Source organism: Microvirga puerhi (genome assembly GCF_020089865.1).
Lineage (GTDB): Bacteria > Pseudomonadota > Alphaproteobacteria > Rhizobiales > Beijerinckiaceae > Microvirga > Microvirga puerhi.
The window spans coordinates 1-24,054 of the sequence record NZ_JAIRBM010000004.1; the positions used below are offsets into that span (position 1 = coordinate 1).

Below are 24,054 nucleotides of genomic sequence, written 5' to 3' on the forward strand. Positions count from 1 at the left end.
CTGACACCTATATCGACCACGACAAGCCCGAACGCATGTATGCCCAGGCCGGGCTTGATGCGTCCGGCATCGTCACCAAGGTGTTCGAGGCTTTGGGACAGGAGGAGGCCCGCAAAGCGCGGGCCTGACGCCGTCAGATCGTCAAAGTGCCCGCCTTCGCAGCCGCGTAGCGCTCGCCGATGTTATTCCAGTCGAGCACGTTCCACCACGCCTTCAGGTAATCGGCCCGTCGGTTCTGGTATTTCAGGTAATAGGCGTGCTCCCAGACGTCGTTGCCCATCAGGACCCGCTGGCCTTCCATCAGGGGCGTATCCTGGTTGGGCTTCGTCACGAGAGCGAGCTTGCCGTCCCGGGCAACCGTCACGAAGACCCAGCCGGAGCCGAACTGCTTCTCTCCGGCGCTGTTGAAGTCCGACTGGAATTTTGGGAAGCCACCGAGATCCCTGTCGATGGCACTCTTCAGATCACCGGCGGGCTCGCCGCCCGAACCGCCCATGATCTGCCAGAACATGGTGTGATTGGCATGTCCGCCGCCATTGTTGCGGATGGCCGTGCGGATCGTTTCCGGTATCTCGTTCAGCCGCGACAGCATCTCATGGAGCGGCATCTTTGCCGCCTCGGCGTTCTGGCTCAGGGCCGCGTTGAGGTTGTTGACGTAGGCGGCATGGTGCTTGTCATGATGAAGCTCCATGGTCTGCGTATCGATATGCGGCTCGTTCTTCGAGGGCGCATAGGGCAGCGGATCGAGCTTGAACGGCCCGGAGGGAGATTGTGCCCAGGCCCGGGGAATGGCAGCGCTGGTGCCCAGCAGGGTTGCTCCGGCCAAAAGATGTCGGCGGCTGATCATGAGGTTCTCCCTTCCTCCGATGGGCGCTATGGATGAGGGACGCATCAGGGCGGAACATGTTCCGCCGCATGATTGAATAGTGATGGAATATGAGGATCGGATGACCCGCAAGCGCGCCGATGTGGTACTCGTCGAAAGAGGTTTCTTTCCAAGCCGCGCACGAGCGCAGGAAGCGATTGCGGCCGGCCTCGTCACGATCGACGGTCAATCGTTGCGAAAAGCCTCCGAGATGGTGGCGCTCGAGGCCGTCATTACGGCCGAGCAACCGCACCCCTACGTCTCTCGCGGCGGCGTGAAGCTCGCAGCGGCCCTCGATATCTTCGCGATCGACCCGAAGGGCTGCATATGTCTCGATGTCGGGGCCTCCACCGGTGGCTTCACGGACGTGCTGCTCCGCCGTGGCGCGGCGCATGTCTATGCGGTCGATGTCGGCCACGGGCAGTTGCACCACACCATCGTACAGGATCAACGGGTCACCAATCTGGAAGGCACCGACGCCCGCGCGCTGACCTCCAACCTTGTTCCCGAAAAAGCCGATCTGCTTGTATCGGACGTCAGCTTCATTTCCTTGAAGCTCGTTCTTCCTGCCGCCATCGCCTTGCTCAAGCCGCAGGCTGCGCTTGCCGTTCTGGTGAAGCCGCAGTTCGAGGCCGGCCGCGATCATGTGAAAAAAGGCATCGTTCGCGATGGAGCTATCCACCGTGCCGTCTGTGAGGATATGAGAGCGTTTGTGACAAGTCTCGGTTTTGCCGTGCTCGGCATCGTACCGTCTCCGATCGAGGGTGGCGACGGCAACCGGGAGTTCTTGCTGGGAGCACGCCGTGGCTGAACAGGTCATCATCGAGCGCCTCGGCGCAAAGGCCGACGGCATCGCCGAGACGGATGGGGGGCATGTGTTCGTGCCCTACACGCTGCCTGGCGAGACGGTGGAAATCGAGCGCGAAGATTCGCGCGGACGTCTCCTGCGCGTTGCGCAAGAATCGCCCGAGCGCGAAATGCCGTTCTGTCCGTATTTCGGCGAATGCGGTGGCTGTGCCACGCAGCATATGCGCGAGGATTTCTATCGAGCCTGGAAGAGAGACACTCTCGTCAAGACGCTGCAGCATGCACGAATCGATACTCCTATCGAGGCCATGATCGACGCTCACGGCGAGGGACGTCGCCGCGTGACGCTGCATGTCCGCTTTCCAGAGGGCGTCATGCAAGTCGGCTATATGGCTGCCCGAAGCCACCATGTGGTGACGATCGATCATTGCCCGATTGCCGTTCCCGCTCTGAAGCATCATGCCCCCATCGTGGCGCGTGCGATCGGCGAGCATCTGAAGGCCGGGCGCAAGCCTCTCGACATCCAGGTTACCGCGACGCTCTCCGGGCTCGATGTGGACATACGCGGGCATGGGCCGATGAAGGACAAGGATCGCCTGCGCCTCGTCGATCTTGCTGCCGACCTGGATCTTGCGAGGCTTTCGCTTCATGGCGATATCGTCGTCGAACGCCGTCCCCCAGCCATCATGATGGGCCGCGCCAGCGTGATTCCACCTCCCGGATCATTCCTTCAGGCGACAGAACGGGGCGAGCAGGCCATGGCGGCCCTTGTCGTGGAAGCCTGTGCACGTGCGAAACGGGTTGCAGATCTGTTCTCGGGCTGCGGCCCCTTTGCCCTAAGGCTGGCAGAACGTTCGGAGGTCCATGCGGTCGAAACCGATAAAGGCTCAGTCGCATCTCTCGATAAGGCGGCGCGGATGACGCAGGGTCTTCGCCGTGTCACGGTGGAAGCGCGCGACCTCTTCCGCCGCCCTCTCCTGACGCCTGAACTCAACGCATTCGATGCTGTTGTGATCGACCCTCCACGCGCCGGCGCCGAAGCACAGGCCCGGCAGATCGCAGCGTCGAAGGTCCCGCTGGTGGTCAGCATCTCCTGCGACGCAGCGACCTTCGCGCGCGACGCAGCGATCCTTATCAGTAGCGGGTACCAACTGGAGCGGATCGTGCCCGTCGACCAGTTCAAGTACTCCTCTCACCTCGAGGTCGTCGGCGTCCTGCGTAAGAGCGGAAAGAAACCTTCTGCACGATGAAGTGGAGGATGGAAGCACACCATCGACTCAGGGTTATGAGCTTAAGATTGCCGAGTTGAAGGCGATGCGTTTTGGGCAGGTGGTAAGGACTGGGACTGTGCGTCCCAGTCGTTTCAGAATCTCTTGCTTCAGATCTTTGCGCGAGCGTCATACCGCGCGACGCGGCCGAGAAGATAATCGATCTCGGCCTTGGCAGCCGGCGTCAACCCGCTGGCAGGCCTGCGCTGAGCGTCATGTGCGATCGCGCCACGCTTCTGAAGGACATACTTGCGAACCGCGAGGCCTATTCCCTGCTGCTGTTCATAACGGACCAAGGGGAGATGCGCATCGAAAAGATCGTGCGCGTCATCGCGCCGTCCTGCCTTTTGTAATTTGACGACATCGACCAGCATATCCGGGAAGGCATACCCGGTCATCGCACCATCGGCGCCGCGCTCCATTTCGAAGTCGAGGAAGAGACCACCGTTGCCGCAAAGAATGGAGATCGGCTTCATCTCGCCCGCCGCCTGGAAGGCGCGCAGGCGCGAGATCTTCTCCAGGCCGGGCCAATCCTCATGCTTCAGCATCACGCAGGAGGGATGGTCCATCACGATGCGTCGAATGACGCCCGGAGTCATCACGACCGTGAGCGTCAGCGGATAATCCTGGATCACGAACGGAATGTCGTCGCCGATAGCCTCCACGGCCTGGGCATAGTATCCGACGATCTGATCATCCGTCCGCAAGGATGGTGGAGGCGCAATCATCACGCCTGCCGCGCCAAGATCCATGGCGCTGCGTGCGAGAGATCTCATGGCGGCAAAGCCCGGAGCCGATACGCCGACGATAATGGGAACGCCGGCGCGCTTGACGACCTGTCGTGTGATGGCGAGCGACTCTTCCGGCTCCAGCTTCGGTGCCTCTCCCATGATGCCAAGGATGGTCAGGCCCGTAACACCACACTCGACGTAGAAGTCGGTGAGCCGATCCACGGATGCGGTATCGAGCCGGCCATCGGGGTGGAATGGCGTGGCAGCGATGGCATAGACGCCTGCGGCGGTATGATCGAGCTTCATTGGACTTGCCCCTTCTTGGCGGCTTCATAGCGGGCCTTGGTTTCCGCGTTCATCGGATACAGCCCGGGCAGCGGCATGTCACGCCCGACCTCCTCCATGATCCAGGCCTCCATGCGTTCCTGCTCCGGAGCCTCCGCAAGGACCTCGGCCAGGAGCGCCGCCGGAATGAGCACTGCGCCATCGTCATCGACGACGACCACGTCTTCCGGAAAGACGGCGACGCCGCCGCAGGCAATTGGCTCCTGCCATCCGACGAAAGTGAGGCCCGCCACCGAGGGGGGAGCCGCGACGCCGTCGCACCAGACCGGCAGCCCGGTCGAGAGCACGCCAGCAACGTCGCGAACCGCTCCATCCGTGATCAGGGCGGCAACGCCGCGCTTGGCCATGCGGGCACAGAGAATGTCGCCGAAAATGCCCGCATCGGTCACGCCCATCGCATCAACGACGGCAACGGCCCCCTCCGGCATCGCCTCTATGGCCGCTCGCGTGGAAATCGGCGAAGCCCAGCTCGCCGGAGTTGCGAGGTCCTCACGGGCCGGGACGAAGCGCAACGTGAAGGCAGGGCCGACGATCCGCGGTTGGCCGGGCCTCAACGGCTTCGTGCCACGCATCCAGACATTCCGCAGTCCTTTCTTGAGAAGGATCGTCGTCAACGTCGCGGTCGAGACCTGCCGCAGCGTTTCAATTGCATTCTGATCGAGAGCCAAAGTGAAATCTCCTAGATGCTTTGGATAAGTCCGCCGTCGACGCGAATGACGGAACCGGTGACATAGGATGCGCGCTCGCTCGCCAGAAAGGCCACGACATCGCCATACTCTTGCGGATCTCCGTAGCGTCCGACCGGGATCGATGCGGTGCTCTCCATCGCGACATCGGCAATGGGGCGGTTCTCGCGTTTGGCCTTTTGCTCATCAAGAAACGTGATGCGCTGCGTCGCAATCCGTCCCGGAAGGACGATGTTGGATGTGACGCCGTCGCGTCCCACCTCGCGGGCCAGCGTCTTCGACCAGCCGACCAATGAAAGCCGCAGCGTGTTGGAGATGCCAAGATTGGGAATGGGAGCAACCACACCGGATGATGTGGAGGTGATGATCCGGCCCCACTTCCGCTGACGCATGCCGGGAAGAACCCGATCCGTGATCGCAATCACGGAGAGGACCATGGACTGAAACTGTGCCAGCCACTGGCTTGGGTCCTGACCGGCAACGGGAGTCGGCGGCGGACCACCTGTATTGTTCACCAGCACATCGATGGAGCCGAGCTCGCGCTCAATATTTTCGACGTTGTCATCAATCACCGAGAGATCTGCGAGGCTCCAGACCAGTTCCTTCGCCTGTCCTCCAGCACTTCTGATCGCGTCGGCCGTCGCTGTCGCGGCATCGCGATCCAGATCGGCAACGACGACCTTGGCACCCTCGCCTGCCAATGTGCGAGCGATTGCCCCTCCCAATCCGCCGCCTGCGCCAAACACCAGCGCGACCCTGTTTCTCAGCCCGAGATCCAAGATGCTTCTCCCACATCATTTGCAGGAAAGGTGCAGCACACAAACCACGAAGAAAATCTGGACTCTGCTATCTTCAGAATATACTTTTTCTATCGATGGATACACGCTTTCTGGAAAGCTTTCTCACTGTTGCAGAGTCCGGATCGATGGCCGAGGCGGCGCGTCGGCTGGGCATTACGCCGGCAGCCGTCGCGCAGCGCATACGCGCGCTCGAGGATGAAGTTGGGACGCTGCTTCTGTCACGGGCGGGCCGGACAGTCCGCCCCACTGAAGCAGGAAGCGCCATTCTTGCGCGCGGGCGAAACATCCTGCGTGACGTTCGTGATCTGCAAGCCTTGGCCGGTCGAGGATCGATCGCTGGAGAGATCCGCCTTGGCGCCATTTCGACGGCACTGACCGGACTGCTGCCTACGATCCTGGCCCGCCTTCTCGCTGCGGCCCCCATGCTGGACCTCTATGTGGTGCCCGGTACATCGGTCGAATTGTATCGCCAGGTGACGGAGGGCGATATCGACGCTGCTATCGTAGTCAAACCGCAATTCGCCTTTCCCAAGACGCTCGACTGGCATGTGCTCAGATCCGAACCACTGATCGTGCTGGCCCCGGAGCGCATCGCCGATCGCGATCCGCACAGCCTTCTGCGCAGCGAACCCTTTATCCGCTACGATCGAAATCATTGGGGTGGACGCCTCGCGGATTCCTATCTCAGGCGCGTCGGCATCCGGCCGCACGAACGGCTGGAGCTCGACGCTCTGGAGGCCATTGCCGTGATGGTCAGCAAGGGGCTCGGCGTATCTCTGCTTCCCGACTGGGCTCCCCCCTGGCCGGCGGGGCTGTCAGTTGCAAAGATTGCTCTCCCAGCGAACGCGCCGGAGCGACATATTGGCCTGGTCTGGTCGCGTGCTTCCTCACGAATACGACTCATCCAGGCACTGCAGACCGTGGCGTCACAAGTGTCAATGGACCCCATCGCTGGCTGACTCTTGCCAAGCGTATTTTGCGACAGGAGGCTCATATCTCCTCCGTTCGATACAGCCATCGATTAGGCAAGTAGAGACGACGGGCACCAAGCACCCGTCGGAGAACAGCTTTCAGGAGCTCGCAGAATTGGTGGAGACTCTTCTGATTTTCGGCCCGCGCATCAGACGCTGTATTCCTTAATGACGCCATCTTTGGGCTCAAGGCCAAATCCCGGCTTCAGACTGACCCTCAGCCACCCGTCCTCGGGCTGCGGCACCTCCTCGAACAGCGCGTTGTAGGCCATCCACTTGTGATAGTGATATTCTACGAGGCCGCCGTTACCGATGCCGGCATGCAGAGCGATGTTGTGGGGACCGTTGCCGTTGCCATGGCCGAGTGGGATGTTGAACGCACGCGCAATTGCAGCAATCCGTAACGAGGCCGAGAGACCTCCATCGTTGTTGATGTTGGGTTGGATAAAATCGACGGCACCTGCCTGCAGGAGTTGAAGCGCCGTGAACTTCTCGTTCTCCGCCGCCGCGACGGAGATTGTCGTCTGCGAACGCAGATGCGCCAGAGTGGCAGGGTCATTGTAATAAATCGGCTCTTCGATGAATGCGATATCGAGTTCCTCACACAACTTGCACAGCCGGACAGCTTCGGAGATCGACATCCGCAGGTTGCCGTCCATCGACAGCTTCACATCCGGCCCGATGGCCTCACGCATCGCTTTCATGCGGCGGTAGTCGTCTTTCGGATCGGGAATGGCTTGCCGTCCCACCGTGTTCTTGACGTGAGTATTACCGAGCTTCACGAGATAGGCCGCTTCAGCCGCGAGTTCCTCGGCACTGTAAGTTTGCGCGCCATCATAGGCTGCACCATGCGTCACATAGACAGGGACGCGGTCACGTGCTCCGCCAAGGAGAACATGGACGGGCTTGCCGAGGGTTTTGCCCTTGATATCCCACAGTGCGATATCCACGAGAGCCATTGCGGAAACGAAAGCGCGGCCCAGCGGACGTTCATAGGTATGGCGGTCAAAGAGGAGCGGAATTCTCTCCGTGCGAAAGGGATCCTCTCCGAGGATGCGGGGCGTAATGTACTTGTCGATCAGGTCGACGATGACCGGATGAGTGTATCCACTGGTCGCCCAGCCCACCACGCCGTCATTTGTCTCGACTCGCAGCAACATCGCCCCTTCCTTGTTGGGTCGATCGCGATAGGGCGGCGGCGTGATCGGGATATTGGCGAGACGTGTAATGCTCATCTTCGCGATCTTCTGATTGCTGGGCGCGACCGCGTTCTCGAACATGTATGTCTGATTTAGCATGGAGGTACTCTCGTATGTCAGTTCGCGTGAAGTTCTGAATCGTTTGCGAAGCAGGTCAAAAGGAGCCGAGCCTCGACAGGTGAAAGGCCGCAGCCATAGACGAGAGCGAACCACCGAAGCCTTCCATCAACCGACGCCATCGGCGTTGTCGTCGAAGCTTCCGGTAATCACCTCGTCGCACGGATCGCCTCGCCTCTCGAAGCAGTCCGCGCGCCGCGGGCGCCTCATGGACTCTCGGCGGGAAACACCCACAAGCGTTCTTGCGGAAACGTGCACCAGACCTCTGGGCTGCTAAGCTCGTCAGGCCCGTAAGCGCGGACGACAAGATCTCCCATGCGCAAACGGTGTTCCCACCGATCGCCCAGATACATGGAAGCCTCGAGGCTCATCTTGAGTCCGATCGTGGGCCTCTCCGAAACCGCAAGCGCCTCAACTCGGATGACGGCCTTCACGGCATCAGCGTCTCCCTTCAGAGTGTCTCCGCGCGATACGCCATCGAGCTCCCAGCCGTTGCCGCAGATCCGCACGGCATCGCCATCGACCCAAGCCGCATGCCCCGTAATGATGTTATTCGTGCCCAAGAATTCCGCCGCATAGAAAGTCTCTGGCGCAGAATACATGGCCTTGGGAGAACCTTCCTGAATGATGTGCCCGTCCTTGAGAAGAAGGATCTTGTCGGCCATAGCGAGAGCCTCGCCCTGGTCGTGGGTGACCATGACCGCGCAAATCTCGAGATCCAGGATCAGTTTGCGAATCCAGAAGCGCGCCTCCTCGCGCAGCTTCGCATCGAGATTGGACAGAGGCTCGTCGAGAAGCAGGACTTTCGGATTGTAGACGAGTGCACGGCAAATCGCGACGCGCTGCTGTTGCCCGCCAGACAGCTGGAACGGATAGCGATCGGCAAGGTGAGCAAGTCCGAGCTTCTCGAGCATTGCGACAACACGCGCATTCGCCTCGGAGGAAGGCACGCCGCGCAGCTGCAGACCGAAAGCGACATTTTCCTTCACGGTCCGGTGTGGCCACAACGCATAGGACTGGAAGACGAGACCGATGTCGCGCCGCTCCGGAGGCAGGATGAGGGAGCTATCGGCGTCGAGAACCTTCGTGCCTCCGATTTCGATCTTGCCCTTTTCGGGCGTTTCCAACCCGGCAATACAGCGCAAGAGCGTGGTCTTGCCGCTTCCGGATGCGCCGAGCAAGGCGACTATCTGCCCTTTACTACCGGAGAACGATGCACCTTTGAGGACGGCGAGCGCGCCGAGCCGCTTATGCACGTTGCGAACGATCAGATCACTCATTGACCCGGACTCCCAGACGCAGGGCAAGGACGAAGCCGCCGAGCGTGAACACAATGCTTATGAAGGAAAGGGCGGCGATCATATCTACGGAGCCGCCTGCGATCATTGAAACGATCATGGATCCGAGAACCTCGGTCCCGTTCGTCATCAGATAGACACCGGTCGCGTACTCGCGGAGAAAGACGATGATCATCATCGTCCAGGCTCCGATGAGACCCGGCCGGATGATCGGCACTACGACCGATCGCCAGGTTTGCCCCGTCGTTGCGCCGGCCGTTCGCGCCGCCTCTTCGAGATCAGGCGAAACTTGAAGCAAGTTCGCCTGAATCATACGGAACCCGTAAGACAGTCCCACGATCGTATATGCGATGAGGAGACTGATCAGTGTGGGACGCAGCGGCTGTAGAGCCGGCACAAAGAGGAAAACCCAGAAGAAGCTCAAGCCGACGACGAGGCCGGGCAAGGCTTTCGGGAGAAGAACGAGATAGTCGATCGCACTCGAAAATCTTCCCCGCCAGCGATGTCCCGCGAGCGCAACCAGGAGGTAGGCACCGACGGCAATCGCTCCACCGACCACCGCAAGAATGACGGTGTTGGTCAAGCTGCGAGCCAGTGCGGGCACGATGAGGAGCTGCCGGAAATTATCGAGTGTCAGATGCTCGAAGATATTGATCCCTCGCCCCCAGGCGCTGACGAACGCCCGCACGACGATACCCCCGATCGGGAAGACGACCGCGAGCAGAAGCCAGAGCGCGACACCCGCCAATGCTACGCACTGCATGGTCGGGCCGAGGTGAATACGCGTTGCACGCGCTCCCTTGCCGCCGACAGTTACATAGCGCCGTGACTGGGCGAGCAAACGACGCTGGATGAAGACGAGCGGAAAGGTCAACGCCAACAAGACGACGGCGACTGCGGCCATAAGCTGATATGACGGAACGCCCAACAAAGCCGTCAGCTTGTAGATATAGGTCGTGAGAACGACGGTTCCGGCCGGATCGCCCAAGATGAGAGGCAAACCGAAGCTCTCGAAGGCCAGAAGGACATTGAGCATCGACGCGAAGATCAGAGCCGGAAAAGTGAGTGGCCAAGTGACGTGCCAAGCAACCTGCCAGATACCGGCACCCGTTGTGCGTGCGGCCTCCTCCATGTCGCTGGCGATGTTACGCATCGCCGCCGACGCATAGAGATAGACATGCGGCACATGGGTCAGTCCGCCAAAGAGGATCAGGCCGCCGAGACCATAGATATTCCAGGGCACAAAGCCGAAAATGCGCTCGGCACCGAGAGAAACGAGTCCCGATGGTCCTAGCGAAACCGTGTAACCGAAGCCCAGAACGATGGCGGACAGAAACATCGGTACAAGTGCCAAAGGCTCCAGAATCTTCCGACCGATGAGGTCCGTGCGCGTCAGAAGAAACGCAAGGGCAGCGCCAAGCGGCACCGCTATCGCCACGACACCGATTGCGAAGATTACCGTGACGCCGAAGGCGCTGTAGAAGTCGGGATCGGTGAAGATGAATCCGAAGGCATCCCATCCCACGGTAGCCGTGGGATCGAAAAACGGCCCGGACAGGAAGGACTGATAGATGATCAGTCCGACCGGGGCGAGGACAGCCGCAGCAAGAGCCGCTACGACCGTTCCACGAAATATAATCGCTTCAGTAGCGCGCGCCATTTACTTTCGCTCCGACGGCTCGGTATCACTTGCCGAGTTCACGCTTCCAGCGCGCCAGGAATGTCGTCCGGGTTTTCGGATCGAAGTCGTCGATGAGATCTTGTCCGAGAGCGATCGGCTTGAGCTTGCCGTTCGACAGTGCATTGATGTCGTCAATGTCATTGCCATTGTCGACATCGCGTCTCACGGAGGGCAATCCTGCATTACTAACGGCCCTCTGTCCCTCCTGCGACAACATGAAGTCCAGGAATACGCGCGCGGCGTTCGGGTTTTTGCCATCCTTGATGATGAACGCGACGCGGGAATAAGCTTGCGTGTAGTCATTGAACGCGATCACGCCAAGGTTCGGAGCAGCCTTGGCCCATTCGCGGGCATAGGCGCCATTCATATCGAAAGCCATCAAGAGTTCACCAGACAGCACCTTTTCCTTGAACTGGCTGGAACTTGAATAGACCTGGCCGCCGACCTTTCCGAACTCCTTAACAAATGTCCAGAAGTCAGGCCAAAGCCGCTCATTATTGCGGGACCAAAGAAAGCCGGTTCCAGACTTTTCAGGATCGAATGTTGCGACCTTGCCGCGCCATGCCTCCGCGTTGTTCTTCAGCGTGTCGAGGAGTTGATCGTGCGTCTTCGGGATCTTGTCTTCTGACGTCAGCGTCTTGTTGTACATGATGACGGCAGGCTCGATGGTGGTCGCATATGCAATGCCCTTGTACTTGCCCCACTCCGGCACCGTTGCTGCTTCTGGAGATTCGTACGGCACGGCGTGCCCCATCGACACGAGCTTCAGCTGCATGTCCGGCACATTCCAGGCGATATCGCCGCCGACCTGTCCGGCCGCTGCCTCGCTGATGATCCGACTGAAAAGCGCCTGCGCTGTGATATCGTTCCACTCGACCTTGATCTTGGGATGTTTCGCGTTGAACGCGTCCATCAACGCCTTCGATTGTGCGGGGTCGGTGGGTGCATAAATTGAAACCTTGCCTTCTTTTTCGGCAGCGGCGACGAGTTGTGCGTAGTCAGCCGGGTACTCGGATGCCTTCGGGGAAGAGATCGTCGCGGTCGCCGCCAGAATAATGGCTGCGCAGCCTGCAAGGCGCTCAAGGGATCTTATCATTGACGTTCCTCCGATTATCTGTTGCCCCGGCCGCAGGCGAAACGATCGGCTCGCTGCCTATCTGCGCGGTCGTTGTTTGATGACGGTTCACTGGAGCATCCCGAACCGTGCCGACAGACAACGGTAGCGTTTCAAGATTGTCAACACATTTTGCTTATAGCGCTTGGCGAATTTCTGAGCCAATTTGTCATCATGAAAATACTTTATGACTCCCAAGGTATTTCTATGCAATAATAGTGCAATTCGCAATATTTATCTGATAATATACACCAACTATTATATACTAAGCTCAATATAACCATGAACATACTCGACACAAAGATTGTTGACAATCTTGCCCCTTGGCCGCACATTGGCGCCATTGTAGGAGGACGGTGAAGTGGCCTCAGCAACGATGTCGATGGATAGCATGCGCTCAGACGGCAAGACCGGAACGTCACTTGCAGAAACAGCTTTTCGAGAGATCGAGAAGATGATCGTGAGCGGCGACTTAGAGGCCGGCAGTCATGTGAACGAGAACGCAATCGCCGAGCGCCTCGGAATTAGCCGAGGCCCCGTGCGAGAAGCCTGCCGTCGTCTCGAAGAAGCTGGCATCATCGAGCTGATCCCGAACAGGGGTGCGTTCGTTCGCATCCATGACATTCAGGACATTCTCGACATCTACGATATGAAGGCTGTGCTGCAGGCTCATGCCGGAAGAATGCTTGCACAGACCATTACCAACCAACAGCTCGCACAGCTCGAGAGCTTGCTGGAAGAAGCACAAGCTGCAGCGGATCGTGACGAGGTTGGCGAGTTTCTAGCCCGTAACGGCCGCTTTCACTCGCTCGCGATGGAGTTTACCGGCAATCGCCGCCTCCTGATCATTCATGAGAGCATGGAGCGTGAGATCCAGGTGTGGCGGCGCAAGCTCGTCTCGCGTGCCTTCAACATTTCGGCGGTCGCCAACGAGCACTTGCAGATGCTCAAGGCTTTGCAATCCGGAAATCCGGGCCACGCATCGGAAATCTTTCGCGATCACTGCATCGCGGGGAGATCACGCATCCTCCGAATGCTTGATGCAATCGGCAATTCATCGGACGACGCGCTGTCTGCTACGTCGAAGCTGCGCATCGTCATTTAAAAGGCATCGCCCCATAAAAGCATTCGGATCGCCACGCTTCGGGCGAATAAGGCCTTCTCTTGCGAGAGCCGCATAAAATCGATGTAGCCCCCGCTCCGCTAAGCAAGCACTCTCCATTTATTCAAGTCAAGGCATCTCGGGATAGAGATCTTGTTCCGGTCTCAATTAGAACAGCATTGAATTTCTCGATGAGAGTTGCCCGATGTTGAAAGGGCCCGCCAATGTGGGCAGGCCCTTCAAACTTAACTACTTATCATTCTTGTGGCTTTGACGCCCAGCTTCGGAATGCTGTTCCGACGTCCCGCCACGGCTCGACGAACCCTGCTTCTCCTGATTCTTATGGCTTTGACGGCCGGCCTCCCCGTGCTGTTCCGATGATCCACCGCGTTGTTGATTAGCCATTCTAGACCTCTTCGTTTGGCCCCACAGCCGTCCGTTGAACGCTTTCATGTCGGGCAGGTTCGTCATCCACACCGCGATGAAACGGCGCATCAACATGCATCGAGTTCGGACAAGACACTCAGGCGTGGCGACAGATGGTTTAATGCTCTCCTATGTGGCTCATCTTGTCGCATTTCACAGGCATATTTGGAAAAATCCAAAAGATCTTTGTCAGATATATAGGAGAAATGTGGGATCCTATGCTCAGCAATTCATAATATTCCAATCGTAAAAGCACCGCTTGGCGAATCATATTCTTGGCCATTCAAGTAATTTAAAGACAGGCTTGAACAAAATGTAACGGAGCTGGTTCTTCAACTATCGGCGCAACTAAAAACGGAGTTCACATCATGACGGAGAAGAAAGGCACTTCAAACCGTGGATTCGCTTCCATGGATGAAAACAAACAGCGCGAGATCGCCAAGAAGGGCGGCGAGAGCGTGCCTGCCGAGGAACGGTCTTTCTCGAAAGATCGGGATCTGGCCAGCGAGGCCGGTCGCAAGGGCGGTCAAAAGTAACGATAGGCCACTGTTCTAAGCCTTATAGGGGAAGAGCCGCATGATGCGGCTCTTCTCATTTTCTCGCCTCTCGCGAAGAAGCTTTCTCATCTTTCCGGAGCGTTTCCGTTCTGGTCGAGCGCGGCTGTCTGATCCTGCCTGACCGTTCCCGATCAGAATTGATGTCCAGCGAACGACCATATGCACCTTTGAACAGAATCGCCAGCCTGACCGTTATACGGCTAGGAAGGCACCAAGCTTGCCAATCGCCAAAGGCCCACCATGGAAAGTTCGCACATCAAATCAATCGGCTACTTGATTTCCTGCCTAAGCGTCGCTCTGCTGGGCATAGTCTCCTGGAAGAGCGCTTCCGAGCAGCTGGTGCTCATGCTGTGCTTGATCTTCGGCATGCTCACGTCCGTCATCGGTATGGGCATGCGCTGGCTCTCGTATCAGCTCGAGCACAAGCAGGAATCCGGCGGAGGCAACGCGACATCTCGCAAACCGCAAACCATCAATAGTGCGTCAGATGCAACCAGTTAGATGATCCGACGTTACCATTGAAAGCGTGAGCGTTGAGCGTTCCATGTCACAGGAAACTACGCAAGATCCGGAGCAAATCGCACCAAGCCCTGTCGTCGGCCCCAGCAAGCCTCGCCTTCTCATGGTCCTCGGACCGGGTCTGATCACCGGCGCCTCCGACGACGATCCAAGCGGTATCGCGACATACAGCCAGGCTGGAGCCCAGTTCGGCTATGGCATGAACTGGACGCTGATGTTCACATACCCACTGATGTGCGCTGTTCAGATCATCAGCGGGCGCGTCGGGCGGACAACCGGCCAAGGACTCGCCGGTAACCTTCGCCGGTATTACCCGAACTGGCTGCTGCAGAGCATCGTGTTGCTCCTCCTCCTGGCAAACATCATCAACATCGGGGCCGATCTTGGCGCCATGGCGGACGCTTCCCGGTTGGTACTGGGTGGTCCGATTACGCCGTACATCTTGGCATTTGCAGGAATCTCGATCGCCTTACAGATATTTCTCCAATACACGCGCTATGTCGCGGTTCTGAAATGGCTGGCCCTGGTCCTTCTCGCCTATGTCGTTACGCTTTTTCTCGTAGAGGTATCCTGGAGCGAGGCCCTCACTCGACTCGTCATCCCCTCGTTCGCTTTGGACAGGGATTCTCTGATGGTCATCGTCGCGGTGTTCGGCACCACAATTAGCCCATACCTCTTCTTCTGGCAGTCGAGCCAGGAGGCTGAGGATGTGCGCGAGTTTCCGCGCCGCGAGGCGCTCGTCAAGGCTCCCGACCAAGGTCCTGCCGCGCTGGCACGGATAGAGCTTGATACCGTTATTGGGATGGCGCTCTCGAACGTAATCGGGCTGGCGATCATGAACACCACAGCCGCTACGCTTCATACCCACGGAGTTACGGACATCGCGACTTCGGCCCAGGCGGCTGAAGCGCTCCGGCCGATCGCCGGCTCGCTGGCGGAGACAATTTTTGCGCTCGGCATCATCGGGACGGGCATCATGGCCGTTCCCGTCCTTGCCGGCTCGGCTGCCTATGCCATCGGCGAAGCGCGCAAATGGCCGGTGGGGCTTGCGCGCCAGCCGATGGAAGCCAAGGCTTTCTATGCAACAGTCGTCGTCGCAACGCTGCTGGGAATGACACTGGACTTCACACCGATCAATCCGATCAAGGCACTTTACTGGAGCGCGGTGATCAACGGCATCGTGGCCGTTCCGGTGATGGCGATCATGATGCTGCTGTCGGCCCGAGCCGATGTCATGGGCGCATTCGCTGTAGGTGGCTGGCTGAAGGGGCTGGGGTGGGTAGCGACGGCCGCGATGGCACTTGCCGCCGTCGCGATGCTTTTCACGTCACTTTGACCCCATGCAGGCAAGTTGCTCGCTCACATGCGCCTGCGCTGTTCCGCATTGGGAATATCCTTCATGGTCAATGACCGGCGTCTTGATTGGCTTCCATCTGGTCCGCTTCCCTAACCCGAGCGAATGTTGTCAGGCTAGGGCGAATGACTGAGTCTGAAGCATGAGCGTCGCTGTGCAACTCACCGGCGCTGGTACGCAGCCAGCCCCTTCTTGAGCAACTTTCCAGCCTTTTTGGCATTGACATGATCTTTGACCCGAAATTCTTTGCCGTGAAGCCGGTTATAGCTCTCGAAGAAGACCTCGACGTCGGCAAGCACTTGCGGGTTCATATCTGCGATCGCTCGAATATGCTCATGGGCATGAGCATGGACTGCAACAGCAATCAATCGGTCATTGCGCTCCCATCGGCCGCTTCCTTCCCGCTCATAAGCCCGGATGGCGCCAACCAAACGCGTTTTCGTTCGTGTACCCACCGCCACGGGTTCGTCGAGCAGAAGAAGGATATCAAGCGGATCGCCGTCCTGTCCCAAGGTGGATGGAATGAACCCGAAGTCGAGCGGAAACGTCATACCTTCCGGAAGAACGAACTTGAGGTCGAAGGCCCCCACGTTCGCATTGTAGGCATATTTGCTCCGGCTGTGCCTTGGGGTTTCGACAAATACGACGAGGTCCCCCGTATCCGGATCGAAGGTTGGAAGTCGTGTCAGGGGCTTAAGCTTGGGCATGGAAAGTAACGTCGTATGCCAGGGAATGTTCCTGCCCTTGTACCGTCCGTAGCGAGCGAACCTCGGAGGGCAGGAGTAGTCTCCGCCATGTGTCGGATCCGGATTTCCAGCTTAGGAACCATTGCGGTGAACTTCCGAACGGATAGGCAACCCTTAGGCCTTCTCAGACCGCAGCGTCCGGCTTGCCCCGGTGTTGCCATGCACGGACGCCATCAGTCACGCGTTCATAATAGTTGGCAGGCCCGACAACGGCTTCCACGCCGCCGAGCCGCATGCTGTCTCGGACCTGATCCCGGACACGCGCAAAGGCAAACGTGATACCCTGGTGTTGCAGTTTCGTGATGAAGGCCAGGAGCGTGTCGCAAGCGCTGGTATCGAGAAGATTCACAGAGCCTGCATCCACGAGAACACAATTGACTGATACGCGGCTCGTCGCCAGGGCAGCGTTCAACCCCTCGATAAAATGACCGATACTCGCGTAATACAGATCGCCACCGGCGCGCCAGATCAGCAACCCGGGGAATGTGATCGCCTCCGGATGACGCTGAACGTCCCGATAGGCCTCAGTGCCCGGCAGTTGGCCCAGCGCTGCAGAGTCCGGATGGCTGGTCCGATAAATGAGGAACAGCAAAGACAGGACCACCCCAAGGGCAATGCCTTGGAGAACTCCGAGCGTCAGCTCTCCGATGATGACGATCGCGGCGATGAGGAACTCCCAACGATTTCGAAGGAATAGCGAGCGCAGATAGTCCGGACGAGAGAGGTGCAGCATCGCCGCTATCACAATGGCGGCGAGCGCTGGATGGGGCATTTCTCGAAACAATGGCGTCAGGAACACGAGGGTAAGAAAGCAGAAGATCGCCGCCACGAGGTTTGCGATCTGGGTATGAGCGCCGGACGCCATAGCAAGTGAGGTCTTCGACAAGCTTCCGACGACAAGGAAGCCGCCGAAGAGACCGCTCAGGATGTTGGCGGGTCCATGCGCGACCAATTCCTGGTTCGGATCGACATCATCGCCCGTTTGCATCGCCACCGCCTTTGCCCCTCCCAGTGCTTCGGCATAGCCCACAAGCACGATGGCGAGTGCTCCAGGCAGCAGCGCTTGCAGGAGTTCGGGATCGAGGACAGGCTTTACGAAGTGGGGCAGACCCGATGGGAGGTCGCCGACAACATCAATGCCCGCGGCTTTGCTAGCAAGCACATCGATCAGGATCGTCGCAGCAACTGCGACGACCAGCGCCGCAGGAACCCGAGGTGCGATGCGACGAAGCAGCAGCATCGCGGCAAGGCTGAGCAGTCCGGTCAAAACCGGAGCAAGTGAAGCATCTCTTAGGTGCTGCAGCACGAACCACAATTTAGTGAGAAAATTACCCGACGTACCATCGATGCCCAACAAATGCGGCACTTGCCCGACGATCGTGACACAGACCAGGCCTTCGATAAATCCGCGCATCACGGGTGTTGGAATAAAGGTCGCCACCCACCCCATGCGAAGTGCTCCGAAGAGCAGGAACAAGACGCCAATCAAGATTGCAAGGGTGGACGTGAGGGTATCGAACTCCATCGTTCCCTGCGCCACGACGGCTCCGACTGTCAGCGCCGAGATCAGGCCGGTCGCTGTATCCGGGCCGACCACCAGGAGCCGGGACGAGCCAAAAAATGCGTATGCAATCAACGGCGGGACGATGGTGTAGAGGCCCATAATGGGCGGCACGCCGACGATACCGGCATACGCCATGGCCTCCGGCACCATGACCGCCCAGAGTGCGAGCCCTCCTAGGATATCCGGCACTAACGACTCGCGCCGATAAGCAGGAAGCCATTCCAGGATCGGGACAATACGCTGGGCCATAGCAGGCCGAACCTGTAGCGTCATATCTCTTCCCGTTCCAAGACCTTGGCCATCGTGGGAGACCAGCAACCTGCAACGTCCACGCGAAGACGCATGACCCCTGCGGATCGGCAAAGGAGCCACCGACCGATGGCGCTCCTGTCTCCTGCGCAGGCTAATGTTACAGGATAAGCTTCAAAATTGACAGCAATGTCGAGAGGCGATGCTTCCATTGCAGCAGGATGGGAAGGCTCAATATCTCAAAGCATGTGTTCGGCCTTCGGGCACTTCGCAGCCACATATGACGAAAGTCGTCAGACTCGCGACAGCGCGCAGCTCGGCATGCCCGCCCTGATCGACTGGATGAGTCGAATGGCCAGTATCTCGCAAGCCCGGCTCGATGTCCTCGAGGAGCTTTTCTAAAGAATGGATCAATAAACACATAAAACGCTACTCGCGGGCTGCGTCCAACGCCATCATGTGACACGATATGACCATGAAGAAGGTGACAAGCATCATGACGCAGACCAAGAGCAGCTCGAAGGCGGAAGAAGGAGAGCCTACTCCCTCTCAACTGATCGATGCGAGAATCAAGGAGCTACGCGATTGGCGAGGCGAAATGCTCGCTCGGCTCAGAACCCTCATCAAGCAGGCAGATCCCGAAGTGGTCGAAGAGTGGAAATGGCGAGGTGTGCCGGTATGGTCACATGCTGGTATCATCTGCACCGGCGAGACGTACAAGAGCGTCGTGAAAATGACCTTCGCGAAGGGTGCTTCGCTGGAGGACCCGTCACGCCTCTTCAACTCCAGCCTTGAAGGCAATACCAGACGCGCCATCGATTTCCATGAAGGCGACAAGATTGATGAAAAAGCCCTGATGGCGCTTATCCGCGCCGCCGTGGCCTTGAATACAGCCGCGCAAGCTGCCCCCCGCACCACCCGCTCCCGGACGGCTTCCAAGAACTCGTGACGAGTGCGACGAGACCGGCGCCAACTGCCAGTGCGCCGGTGCAGCGCGCGCGGATACCGCATAATGAACGATGCGCATTCTGGCGCCGGTGAGCAGAGCTGAATTTCCCTACCAAGCTGCAGGAACGCGGCCCGGCTCGCCGGGCCCTGCTCTATCGACTTTGGAATGGGCGGCGCGAGACGTCTCGGAGGGGCGCTTCGTCTTTGCCCGTCCCTGGACCTCAGTGTTTCTCGATGAAGCGGCTGAGAAAAAGGCGCGTGCGAGGATGGGTCGGATTCGCCAGCACGGCCTCCGGCTTACCCTCCTCGACCACCACGCCACCATCCATGAAGACGACCCGATCGGCCGCCTCTCGTGCGAAACCAATTTCATGGGTCACCACGATCATGGTGAGGCCCTGTTGGGCAAGGTCACGCATCGTTGCCAGCACTTCGCCGACGAGTTCGGGGTCAAGCGCGGATGTCGGCTCATCGAAAAGCATGAGCTTCGGGCGTATCGCCAGAGCCCGCGCAATCGCGACTCTTTGCTGCTGACCGCCGGATAGCTGGCGCGGATAAGCGTTCGCCTTGTCCGCCAGGCCGATTCTCGTCAGGAGCTCCATGGCATAGGCCACGGCTTGCTTTCGATTCTGTCCATGCACTCCGACCGGGGCTTCGATGATGTTCTCCAGCGCCGTCATGTGCGGGTAGAGATTGAACTGCTGGAACACCATGCCGATCTTCCGCCGCTGTACGGCGATGGCCCGATCGGAAAGCTTGTGAAGACGCCCACGTCGAAGCTGGTAGCCGACCTGCTCGTTATCGACCTCGATATAGCCGCGGTCGATGGCTTCGAGATGATTGATGCAGCGCAAGAACGTAGACTTTCCCGATCCAGAGGGACCAAGAACCACCACGACCTCTCCTGGCATGACGTCGAGATCGATGCCCTTGAGCACCTCGTTATCGCCGAAAGACTTGTGGACGTTGCGGGCGCGAACGAGAGGTTGAGCCGTCACCGGGGCAACCACTTTTGCGGCGAAATTCATGCTGGCTCCTCCAAACGGATTGCGGCACGGGCATTCGATGTCCCACGCTCACCGCGAGCGTAGTAGCGCTCGATGAAGCCCTGCCCCACATTGAGGATCGATGTGATGATCAGATACCAGATCACCGCGACCATCAGCATGGGAATGACTTCGAAAGTCCGATTGTAAACTGCCTGAACGGAATAGAGCAGATCGGCCATGGCAATGACGCTGACGAGAGACGTCGCCTTGATCATGCTGATGAGCTGATTACCGGTTGGCGGAATGATGGACCGCATGGCCTGCGGGATAATGATACGCCGCAGCGCCCGCGCACGGGTCATACCGAAGGCATCCGTTGCTTCGACCTGTCCCTTGTCGACGGAGAGCAGGCCACCTCGGATGATCTCCGCCATGTATGCGGCCTCGTTGAGCGACAGGCCAGCGATGGCGGCCGTCATCGGCGTGATGAGATCGTTGGTGTTCCAGCTGACCAGCGTAGGCCCGAAGGGAATTGCGATGGAGATTTCCGGAAAAAGCGTCGACAGATTGTACCAGAAAATCAGCTGAACCAGCAAAGGCGTGCCGCGAAAGAACCAGATGAACAGCGACGCCAAAGAGCTGAACAATCTGTCGTCCGACATACGGGCGATTGCGAGAACGAGGCCGACGGCGATACCGATGATCATCGCCACGACAGTGAGACCGAGCGTCACCGACAGTCCCTTAAGAATGGAATCCGCCGTGAACCACTGCGCCACAATGGGCCAGCCGAAGTTCTTGTTCCACGCGACAAGCCAGGCGAAATCCGCTGCGACGAACAGCACGAAAGCCCAGAGAAGCCAGCGCTCCCATGCGATTGGAGTGTGAGCGGTGGCAACGTCGCGCATGTCCAGGGAAGGACTGATGGTGCGCTCGGTCATGGTCTCTTACTTCTTCGCTAGATTGATTCCGGGCTCGGAGATCATGTTGTTCTCCAGGCCCCACTTCTTCATGATCGTGGCATAAGTGCCATTCTTCATGAGCTCCTTGACGGCCGCGAGGAGAACTTCGCTGAGAGGCGAGTCCTTCGGCGTCACGGCGCCCTGGAAGAGGTCGTCGAAGCCATTCGGCTTACCGACACCGGCCAGTTCCAGCTCGCCGTTCGCTTGCTGAACGAAATACGTCAGAGGAGCCTGCGAAGAGAAGAACGCGTCGGCGCGCTTGGAGCGGACTGCGAGGATCGACGTTGGCTGATCCGCATAGGACTGCACCTCGAGCGCCGGCTTGCCATCGGCTGCGCACTTCTCAGCCTGCGCCTTGATCACTTTCTCGGCTGAGCCACCCGACTGGACGGCAATGCGTGTTCCGCAGGCATCGTCAAGAGCATTGATATGCTTGGGGTTGCCCTTCTGAACGGCAAAGACGACATATTCCTGCACCCAGTCCACGAAATCGTTGGCCTCCTGGCGCGACTTGAAATCGCCGACGGGGCCCATCGAGAACTGATAACGGCCCGACTTGATTCCGCTCAGCAGCGCCGACAAGCCATTGACCGTGGCATGCTCGATCTTGACACCCAGTAGCTGCCCGATCGCATCCGTCAGATCGGCGCTTGCACCCGTCATCGTTCGGGTATCGGTCACAATCTCATAGGGCGGGAAAGAGCCGCTGTTGACCGATGTCAACTTGTTCGAGGTCTTGAACTCTTCCGGCAGCTTCGCGCGAAGCGCGTCGTTCACCTTTTGCTGCGGGATCTCGCCGGCGGGGGTGGCTTGAGCGAAGGCAGAGCCGTGGCTCAGCGCCATGGCGACTACAGTCGCGCAAAGAACACTTCTCATCTTCATTTGTCTGTTCCCTTTCTAGTTCTGAGAATTATGCAGCTTCGATTTGAGCCGCGTCGTCCAGTGCAAGCTCCGGGCGCGCGAAGCGTCGATTTGCAAGGACCGGCAACACCGATCGCGCATGAGCGATACGTGCCGGATCGATATCGGCGAAGACGAGCGCTGGTGTCTCTCCCGCCCGGACGACGGCGACACCGAGCGGATCGACCACCATGCTGGCGCCGATGTTGCGCTCGCCGCACTCACCGACTGCGACCATGTAGCAAGTGTTTTCCAGCGCACGAGCCGTCACCAGAACTTCCCAATGCGCCTCTTTGCCGAGTCCGCGCACCCAAGCGGCGGGGAGAATGATCACTTCGGCACCGTCGACGACAAGCCGCCGTGCAAGCTCCGGAAAGCGGACGTCGTAGCAGGTCATGACACCGACCTTGAGGCCGGCGATCTCAAGGATCTGCGGGATTTCAGAGCCTGGCTGAACGTTGGTCGACTCTTTGGCCGAAAAGGCATCGTAGAGGTGAAGCTTGCGGTATTGAGAGACGATGGCGCCATTGCGCACGGTGACGAGCACATTGAAGACGCGCCCGGATCCCGAAGGCACATGGATGCAGGTCATCATCGTCAGAGCCGAACCGCGGCTGGCTTCCAGAACCTGGGTCATGAAAGGGCCGTCCAGAGACTGTGCCGACTTCAGCACAATATCGGGATCAGTTATGTCTCTTGCGAGAATTCCTTCCGGCAAGACGAGGAGATCGGCACCGCCGGCTTCCGCCTGCTTCATCAGACGGACACACGTTTCGGCATTGTCCTTCCAATCCTTGCTGACGGCGAATTGACCAAGCGCTACTTTCATGCGGGCTCTCCTACGAAGTGCGGGATTGCCGGAAACAACTCATCCGGCGTGAGATCAGTGTCGGCAAGATTCTGCTTGCGGATCTCAGCCAGGAAATCCGCGATCATCTTGCGATTTGGCTCGAGGCCGCTGGCGTTCCAGCTTCCAGGAAGGTCGCGGCCGCAGCGGCCAAGCTCCTCGATGATCCAGGGCGTCGTGTCCGCATATTTGCGACGCTTCTCCAGCCAAACCCGCTGAGACTCGTCGAGGAGATCGCTCAGCTCCTGCGGCAGCCAGGGATGCTCTGCGACAAAGGATGCCTTGAGACCCAGAATATGGATGCCGGGCACATAGCCGACTGCGTCAAAGTATTCGACCTCGGCTGCATGCAGATCCGGCAGGAGATGGCGGAACTTGGAATCGCGATCGAAGAAACCCGCCGGCATGAACGGCGTGAAGACTGCATCCAGCTCGCCGCTTTCGAGGAGTTCGAGCATCGGTCGCTCGCCCGGCACCGCCTCGATCCGTCCAGGACGCGTATAAGGTCCGAGACGGTCGACGATCGGATGAGCCTCGGTCAGACGACCTGCATACCAGCGCACGTCATCGATCTGCACACCGGCCTGCGACAGGGCCGCGCGGGTCCAGGTATTGCCGGAATCCTGCCAGCCGGTCACTCCGATCCGGCCACCTTTCAACTCTTCCAGGCGCGTCAATGAGTTGCTTCGTGCCGTAATGATGCAGCGATGGCGAAAGCCGCGCATGAGGAAATTCGGCACCCCGACAACCGTCGCGTCGCCCCCGGCGCGTCCAGTCGTATAGCGACTGAACGAAATCTCGCTGGCGTCGTAGCGTGGATCGTTGGCGAAATTATCCGGCAGCGTGCCGACCCGATCGACCTGGACATCGAGGCGTGTCGACTGCACATCGCCGAGTACCAACGGCGTCATGTAATCCCAGTCGCGCAGGGCCAAGCGCACAGTCACCTTCACGGCACTCTCCAAATTTTCCCGGGCAGGTTCGGTCACAGCCCAACCTTTTGCCGCGA

Annotated in this window: 23 protein-coding genes; 8 read left to right on the forward strand and 15 right to left on the reverse strand. The window is 59.0% G+C overall.

Annotation, left to right across the window (positions count from 1 at the left end):
* Positions 1–133 precede the first annotated feature (133 nt).
* Positions 134–847, reverse strand: a complete 714-nt coding sequence (locus tag K9B37_RS06215) for a superoxide dismutase (RefSeq protein ID WP_224312161.1) — start codon at positions 845–847, stop codon at positions 134–136.
* Between the two features lie 100 nt (positions 848–947).
* Between K9B37_RS06215 and K9B37_RS06220 the strand changes: the two genes are divergently transcribed.
* Entirely contained in the window at positions 948–1,676 is a 729-nt protein-coding gene (locus tag K9B37_RS06220) for a TlyA family RNA methyltransferase (protein ID WP_224312163.1), read from the forward strand.
* Positions 1,669–2,922 (forward strand): class I SAM-dependent RNA methyltransferase, encoded by a 1,254-nt coding sequence (locus K9B37_RS06225; protein ID WP_224312165.1) that lies wholly within the window; start codon positions 1,669–1,671, stop codon positions 2,920–2,922. Before K9B37_RS06220 ends, K9B37_RS06225 begins: the two co-directional genes overlap by 8 nt.
* A gap of 128 nt (positions 2,923–3,050) precedes the next feature.
* Here K9B37_RS06225 and K9B37_RS06230 read toward each other — a convergent pair whose 3' ends face one another.
* Genes K9B37_RS06230 through K9B37_RS06240 form a run of 3 tightly spaced genes read right to left on the reverse strand, consistent with a single transcriptional unit; the run spans position 3,051 to position 5,481 of the window.
* Positions 3,051–3,977, reverse strand: a complete 927-nt coding sequence (locus K9B37_RS06230) for a dihydrodipicolinate synthase family protein (protein ID WP_224312167.1) — start codon at positions 3,975–3,977, stop codon at positions 3,051–3,053.
* Entirely contained in the window at positions 3,974–4,684 is a 711-nt protein-coding gene (locus tag K9B37_RS06235; protein WP_224312169.1) for a ribonuclease activity regulator RraA, read from the reverse strand. Before K9B37_RS06235 ends, K9B37_RS06230 begins: the two co-directional genes overlap by 4 nt.
* An 11-nt stretch (positions 4,685–4,695) precedes the next feature.
* Positions 4,696–5,481: an SDR family oxidoreductase gene (locus K9B37_RS06240; RefSeq protein WP_224312171.1), complete on the reverse strand. Its 786-nt coding sequence runs from the start codon at positions 5,479–5,481 to the stop codon at positions 4,696–4,698.
* A 95-nt stretch (positions 5,482–5,576) separates the two neighbouring features.
* Here K9B37_RS06240 and K9B37_RS06245 point away from each other — a divergent pair, with 95 nt between their 5' ends.
* Positions 5,577–6,461, forward strand: a complete 885-nt coding sequence (locus K9B37_RS06245; protein WP_224312173.1) for a LysR family transcriptional regulator — start codon at positions 5,577–5,579, stop codon at positions 6,459–6,461.
* Positions 6,462–6,622: 161 nt separating this feature from the next.
* Here K9B37_RS06245 and K9B37_RS06250 read toward each other — a convergent pair whose 3' ends face one another.
* The 4 genes from K9B37_RS06250 to K9B37_RS06265 form a co-directional block, all read right to left on the reverse strand.
* A complete protein-coding gene (locus K9B37_RS06250) occupies positions 6,623–7,771 on the reverse strand; it encodes a mandelate racemase/muconate lactonizing enzyme family protein (RefSeq protein WP_224312175.1) in 1,149 nt (382 codons plus the stop codon).
* Between the two features lie 224 nt (positions 7,772–7,995).
* The gene (locus K9B37_RS06255) at positions 7,996–9,069 is read right to left on the reverse strand and encodes an ABC transporter ATP-binding protein (protein WP_224312177.1); all 1,074 of its coding nucleotides are present in this window, start codon (positions 9,067–9,069) and stop codon (positions 7,996–7,998) included.
* The gene (locus K9B37_RS06260; protein WP_224312179.1) at positions 9,062–10,747 is read right to left on the reverse strand and encodes an ABC transporter permease; all 1,686 of its coding nucleotides are present in this window, start codon (positions 10,745–10,747) and stop codon (positions 9,062–9,064) included. The genes K9B37_RS06255 and K9B37_RS06260 overlap by 8 nt, the downstream gene beginning before the upstream one ends.
* A 25-nt stretch (positions 10,748–10,772) precedes the next feature.
* Positions 10,773–11,864 (reverse strand): ABC transporter substrate-binding protein, encoded by a 1,092-nt coding sequence (locus K9B37_RS06265; protein ID WP_224312182.1) that lies wholly within the window; start codon positions 11,862–11,864, stop codon positions 10,773–10,775.
* 379 nt (positions 11,865–12,243) lie between these two features.
* Here K9B37_RS06265 and K9B37_RS06270 point away from each other — a divergent pair, with 379 nt between their 5' ends.
* The 4 genes from K9B37_RS06270 (at position 12,244) to K9B37_RS06285 (ending at position 15,822) form a co-directional block, all read left to right on the forward strand.
* Positions 12,244–12,987 (forward strand): GntR family transcriptional regulator, encoded by a 744-nt coding sequence (locus K9B37_RS06270; RefSeq protein WP_224312184.1) that lies wholly within the window; start codon positions 12,244–12,246, stop codon positions 12,985–12,987.
* Positions 12,988–13,778: 791 nt separating this feature from the next.
* Positions 13,779–13,946 (forward strand): con-10 family general stress protein, encoded by a 168-nt coding sequence (locus K9B37_RS06275; protein ID WP_255616466.1) that lies wholly within the window; start codon positions 13,779–13,781, stop codon positions 13,944–13,946.
* 261 nt (positions 13,947–14,207) lie between these two features.
* A complete protein-coding gene (locus tag K9B37_RS06280; RefSeq protein WP_224312188.1) occupies positions 14,208–14,468 on the forward strand; it encodes a hypothetical protein in 261 nt (86 codons plus the stop codon).
* A gap of 43 nt (positions 14,469–14,511) precedes the next feature.
* The gene (locus K9B37_RS06285) at positions 14,512–15,822 is read left to right on the forward strand and encodes an NRAMP family divalent metal transporter (protein WP_224312189.1); all 1,311 of its coding nucleotides are present in this window, start codon (positions 14,512–14,514) and stop codon (positions 15,820–15,822) included.
* A gap of 179 nt (positions 15,823–16,001) precedes the next feature.
* Here the strand turns inward: K9B37_RS06285 and K9B37_RS06290 are convergent, their stop codons facing one another.
* Positions 16,002–16,547 carry an inorganic diphosphatase gene (locus K9B37_RS06290; protein ID WP_224312190.1) on the reverse strand — a complete coding sequence of 182 codons (546 nt, stop codon included), beginning with the start codon at positions 16,545–16,547 and terminating at the stop codon, positions 16,002–16,004.
* A 163-nt stretch (positions 16,548–16,710) separates the two neighbouring features.
* Complete coding sequence (locus K9B37_RS06295) at positions 16,711–18,423, reverse strand: SulP family inorganic anion transporter (RefSeq protein ID WP_224312192.1); 1,713 nt, start codon at positions 18,421–18,423, stop codon at positions 16,711–16,713.
* Between the two features lie 451 nt (positions 18,424–18,874).
* Here K9B37_RS06295 and K9B37_RS06300 point away from each other — a divergent pair, with 451 nt between their 5' ends.
* Entirely contained in the window at positions 18,875–19,348 is a 474-nt protein-coding gene (locus tag K9B37_RS06300; RefSeq protein WP_224312505.1) for a DUF1801 domain-containing protein, read from the forward strand.
* A 220-nt stretch (positions 19,349–19,568) separates the two neighbouring features.
* On the opposite strand, the gene K9B37_RS06305 is transcribed toward K9B37_RS06300, so the two are convergent.
* Genes K9B37_RS06305 through K9B37_RS06325 form a run of 5 tightly spaced genes read right to left on the reverse strand, consistent with a single transcriptional unit; the run spans position 19,569 to position 23,998 of the window.
* Positions 19,569–20,375: an amino acid ABC transporter ATP-binding protein gene (locus tag K9B37_RS06305; RefSeq protein ID WP_224312194.1), complete on the reverse strand. Its 807-nt coding sequence runs from the start codon at positions 20,373–20,375 to the stop codon at positions 19,569–19,571.
* On the reverse strand, positions 20,372–21,277 hold the full coding sequence (locus K9B37_RS06310) for an amino acid ABC transporter permease (protein WP_224312196.1): 906 nt from the start codon (positions 21,275–21,277) through the stop codon (positions 20,372–20,374). The genes K9B37_RS06305 and K9B37_RS06310 overlap by 4 nt, the downstream gene beginning before the upstream one ends.
* Positions 21,278–21,283: 6 nt before the next feature.
* On the reverse strand, positions 21,284–22,174 hold the full coding sequence (locus tag K9B37_RS06315; protein WP_439651695.1) for an ABC transporter substrate-binding protein: 891 nt from the start codon (positions 22,172–22,174) through the stop codon (positions 21,284–21,286).
* Positions 22,175–22,208: 34 nt separating this feature from the next.
* Positions 22,209–23,027 carry a deaminated glutathione amidase gene (locus K9B37_RS06320; RefSeq protein ID WP_224312198.1) on the reverse strand — a complete coding sequence of 273 codons (819 nt, stop codon included), beginning with the start codon at positions 23,025–23,027 and terminating at the stop codon, positions 22,209–22,211.
* Positions 23,024–23,998 (reverse strand): substrate-binding domain-containing protein, encoded by a 975-nt coding sequence (locus K9B37_RS06325; RefSeq protein WP_224312200.1) that lies wholly within the window; start codon positions 23,996–23,998, stop codon positions 23,024–23,026. Before K9B37_RS06325 ends, K9B37_RS06320 begins: the two co-directional genes overlap by 4 nt.
* Between the last annotated feature and the right edge of the window lie 56 nt (positions 23,999–24,054).

Coding starts and splice junctions, on each gene's coding strand:
- K9B37_RS06215 (WP_224312161.1), bottom strand. CDS start 847: ATGATCAGCCGCCGACATCTTTTGGCCGGAGCAACCCTGCTGGGCACC.
- K9B37_RS06220 (WP_224312163.1), top strand. CDS start 948: ATGACCCGCAAGCGCGCCGATGTGGTACTCGTCGAAAGAGGTTTCTTT.
- K9B37_RS06230 (WP_224312167.1), bottom strand. CDS start 3,977: ATGAAGCTCGATCATACCGCCGCAGGCGTCTATGCCATCGCTGCCACG.
- K9B37_RS06245 (WP_224312173.1), top strand. CDS start 5,577: ATGGATACACGCTTTCTGGAAAGCTTTCTCACTGTTGCAGAGTCCGGA.
- K9B37_RS06250 (WP_224312175.1), bottom strand. CDS start 7,771: ATGCTAAATCAGACATACATGTTCGAGAACGCGGTCGCGCCCAGCAAT.
- K9B37_RS06255 (WP_224312177.1), bottom strand. CDS start 9,069: ATGAGTGATCTGATCGTTCGCAACGTGCATAAGCGGCTCGGCGCGCTC.
- K9B37_RS06260 (WP_224312179.1), bottom strand. CDS start 10,747: ATGGCGCGCGCTACTGAAGCGATTATATTTCGTGGAACGGTCGTAGCG.
- K9B37_RS06265 (WP_224312182.1), bottom strand. CDS start 11,864: ATGATAAGATCCCTTGAGCGCCTTGCAGGCTGCGCAGCCATTATTCTG.
- K9B37_RS06275 (WP_255616466.1), top strand. CDS start 13,779: ATGACGGAGAAGAAAGGCACTTCAAACCGTGGATTCGCTTCCATGGAT.
- K9B37_RS06280 (WP_224312188.1), top strand. CDS start 14,208: ATGGAAAGTTCGCACATCAAATCAATCGGCTACTTGATTTCCTGCCTA.
- K9B37_RS06285 (WP_224312189.1), top strand. CDS start 14,512: ATGTCACAGGAAACTACGCAAGATCCGGAGCAAATCGCACCAAGCCCT.
- K9B37_RS06290 (WP_224312190.1), bottom strand. CDS start 16,547: ATGCCCAAGCTTAAGCCCCTGACACGACTTCCAACCTTCGATCCGGAT.
- K9B37_RS06295 (WP_224312192.1), bottom strand. CDS start 18,423: ATGACGCTACAGGTTCGGCCTGCTATGGCCCAGCGTATTGTCCCGATC.
- K9B37_RS06300 (WP_224312505.1), top strand. CDS start 18,875: ATGAAGAAGGTGACAAGCATCATGACGCAGACCAAGAGCAGCTCGAAG.
- K9B37_RS06305 (WP_224312194.1), bottom strand. CDS start 20,375: ATGAATTTCGCCGCAAAAGTGGTTGCCCCGGTGACGGCTCAACCTCTC.
- K9B37_RS06310 (WP_224312196.1), bottom strand. CDS start 21,277: ATGACCGAGCGCACCATCAGTCCTTCCCTGGACATGCGCGACGTTGCC.
- K9B37_RS06315 (WP_439651695.1), bottom strand. CDS start 22,174: ATGAGAAGTGTTCTTTGCGCGACTGTAGTCGCCATGGCGCTGAGCCAC.
- K9B37_RS06320 (WP_224312198.1), bottom strand. CDS start 23,027: ATGAAAGTAGCGCTTGGTCAATTCGCCGTCAGCAAGGATTGGAAGGAC.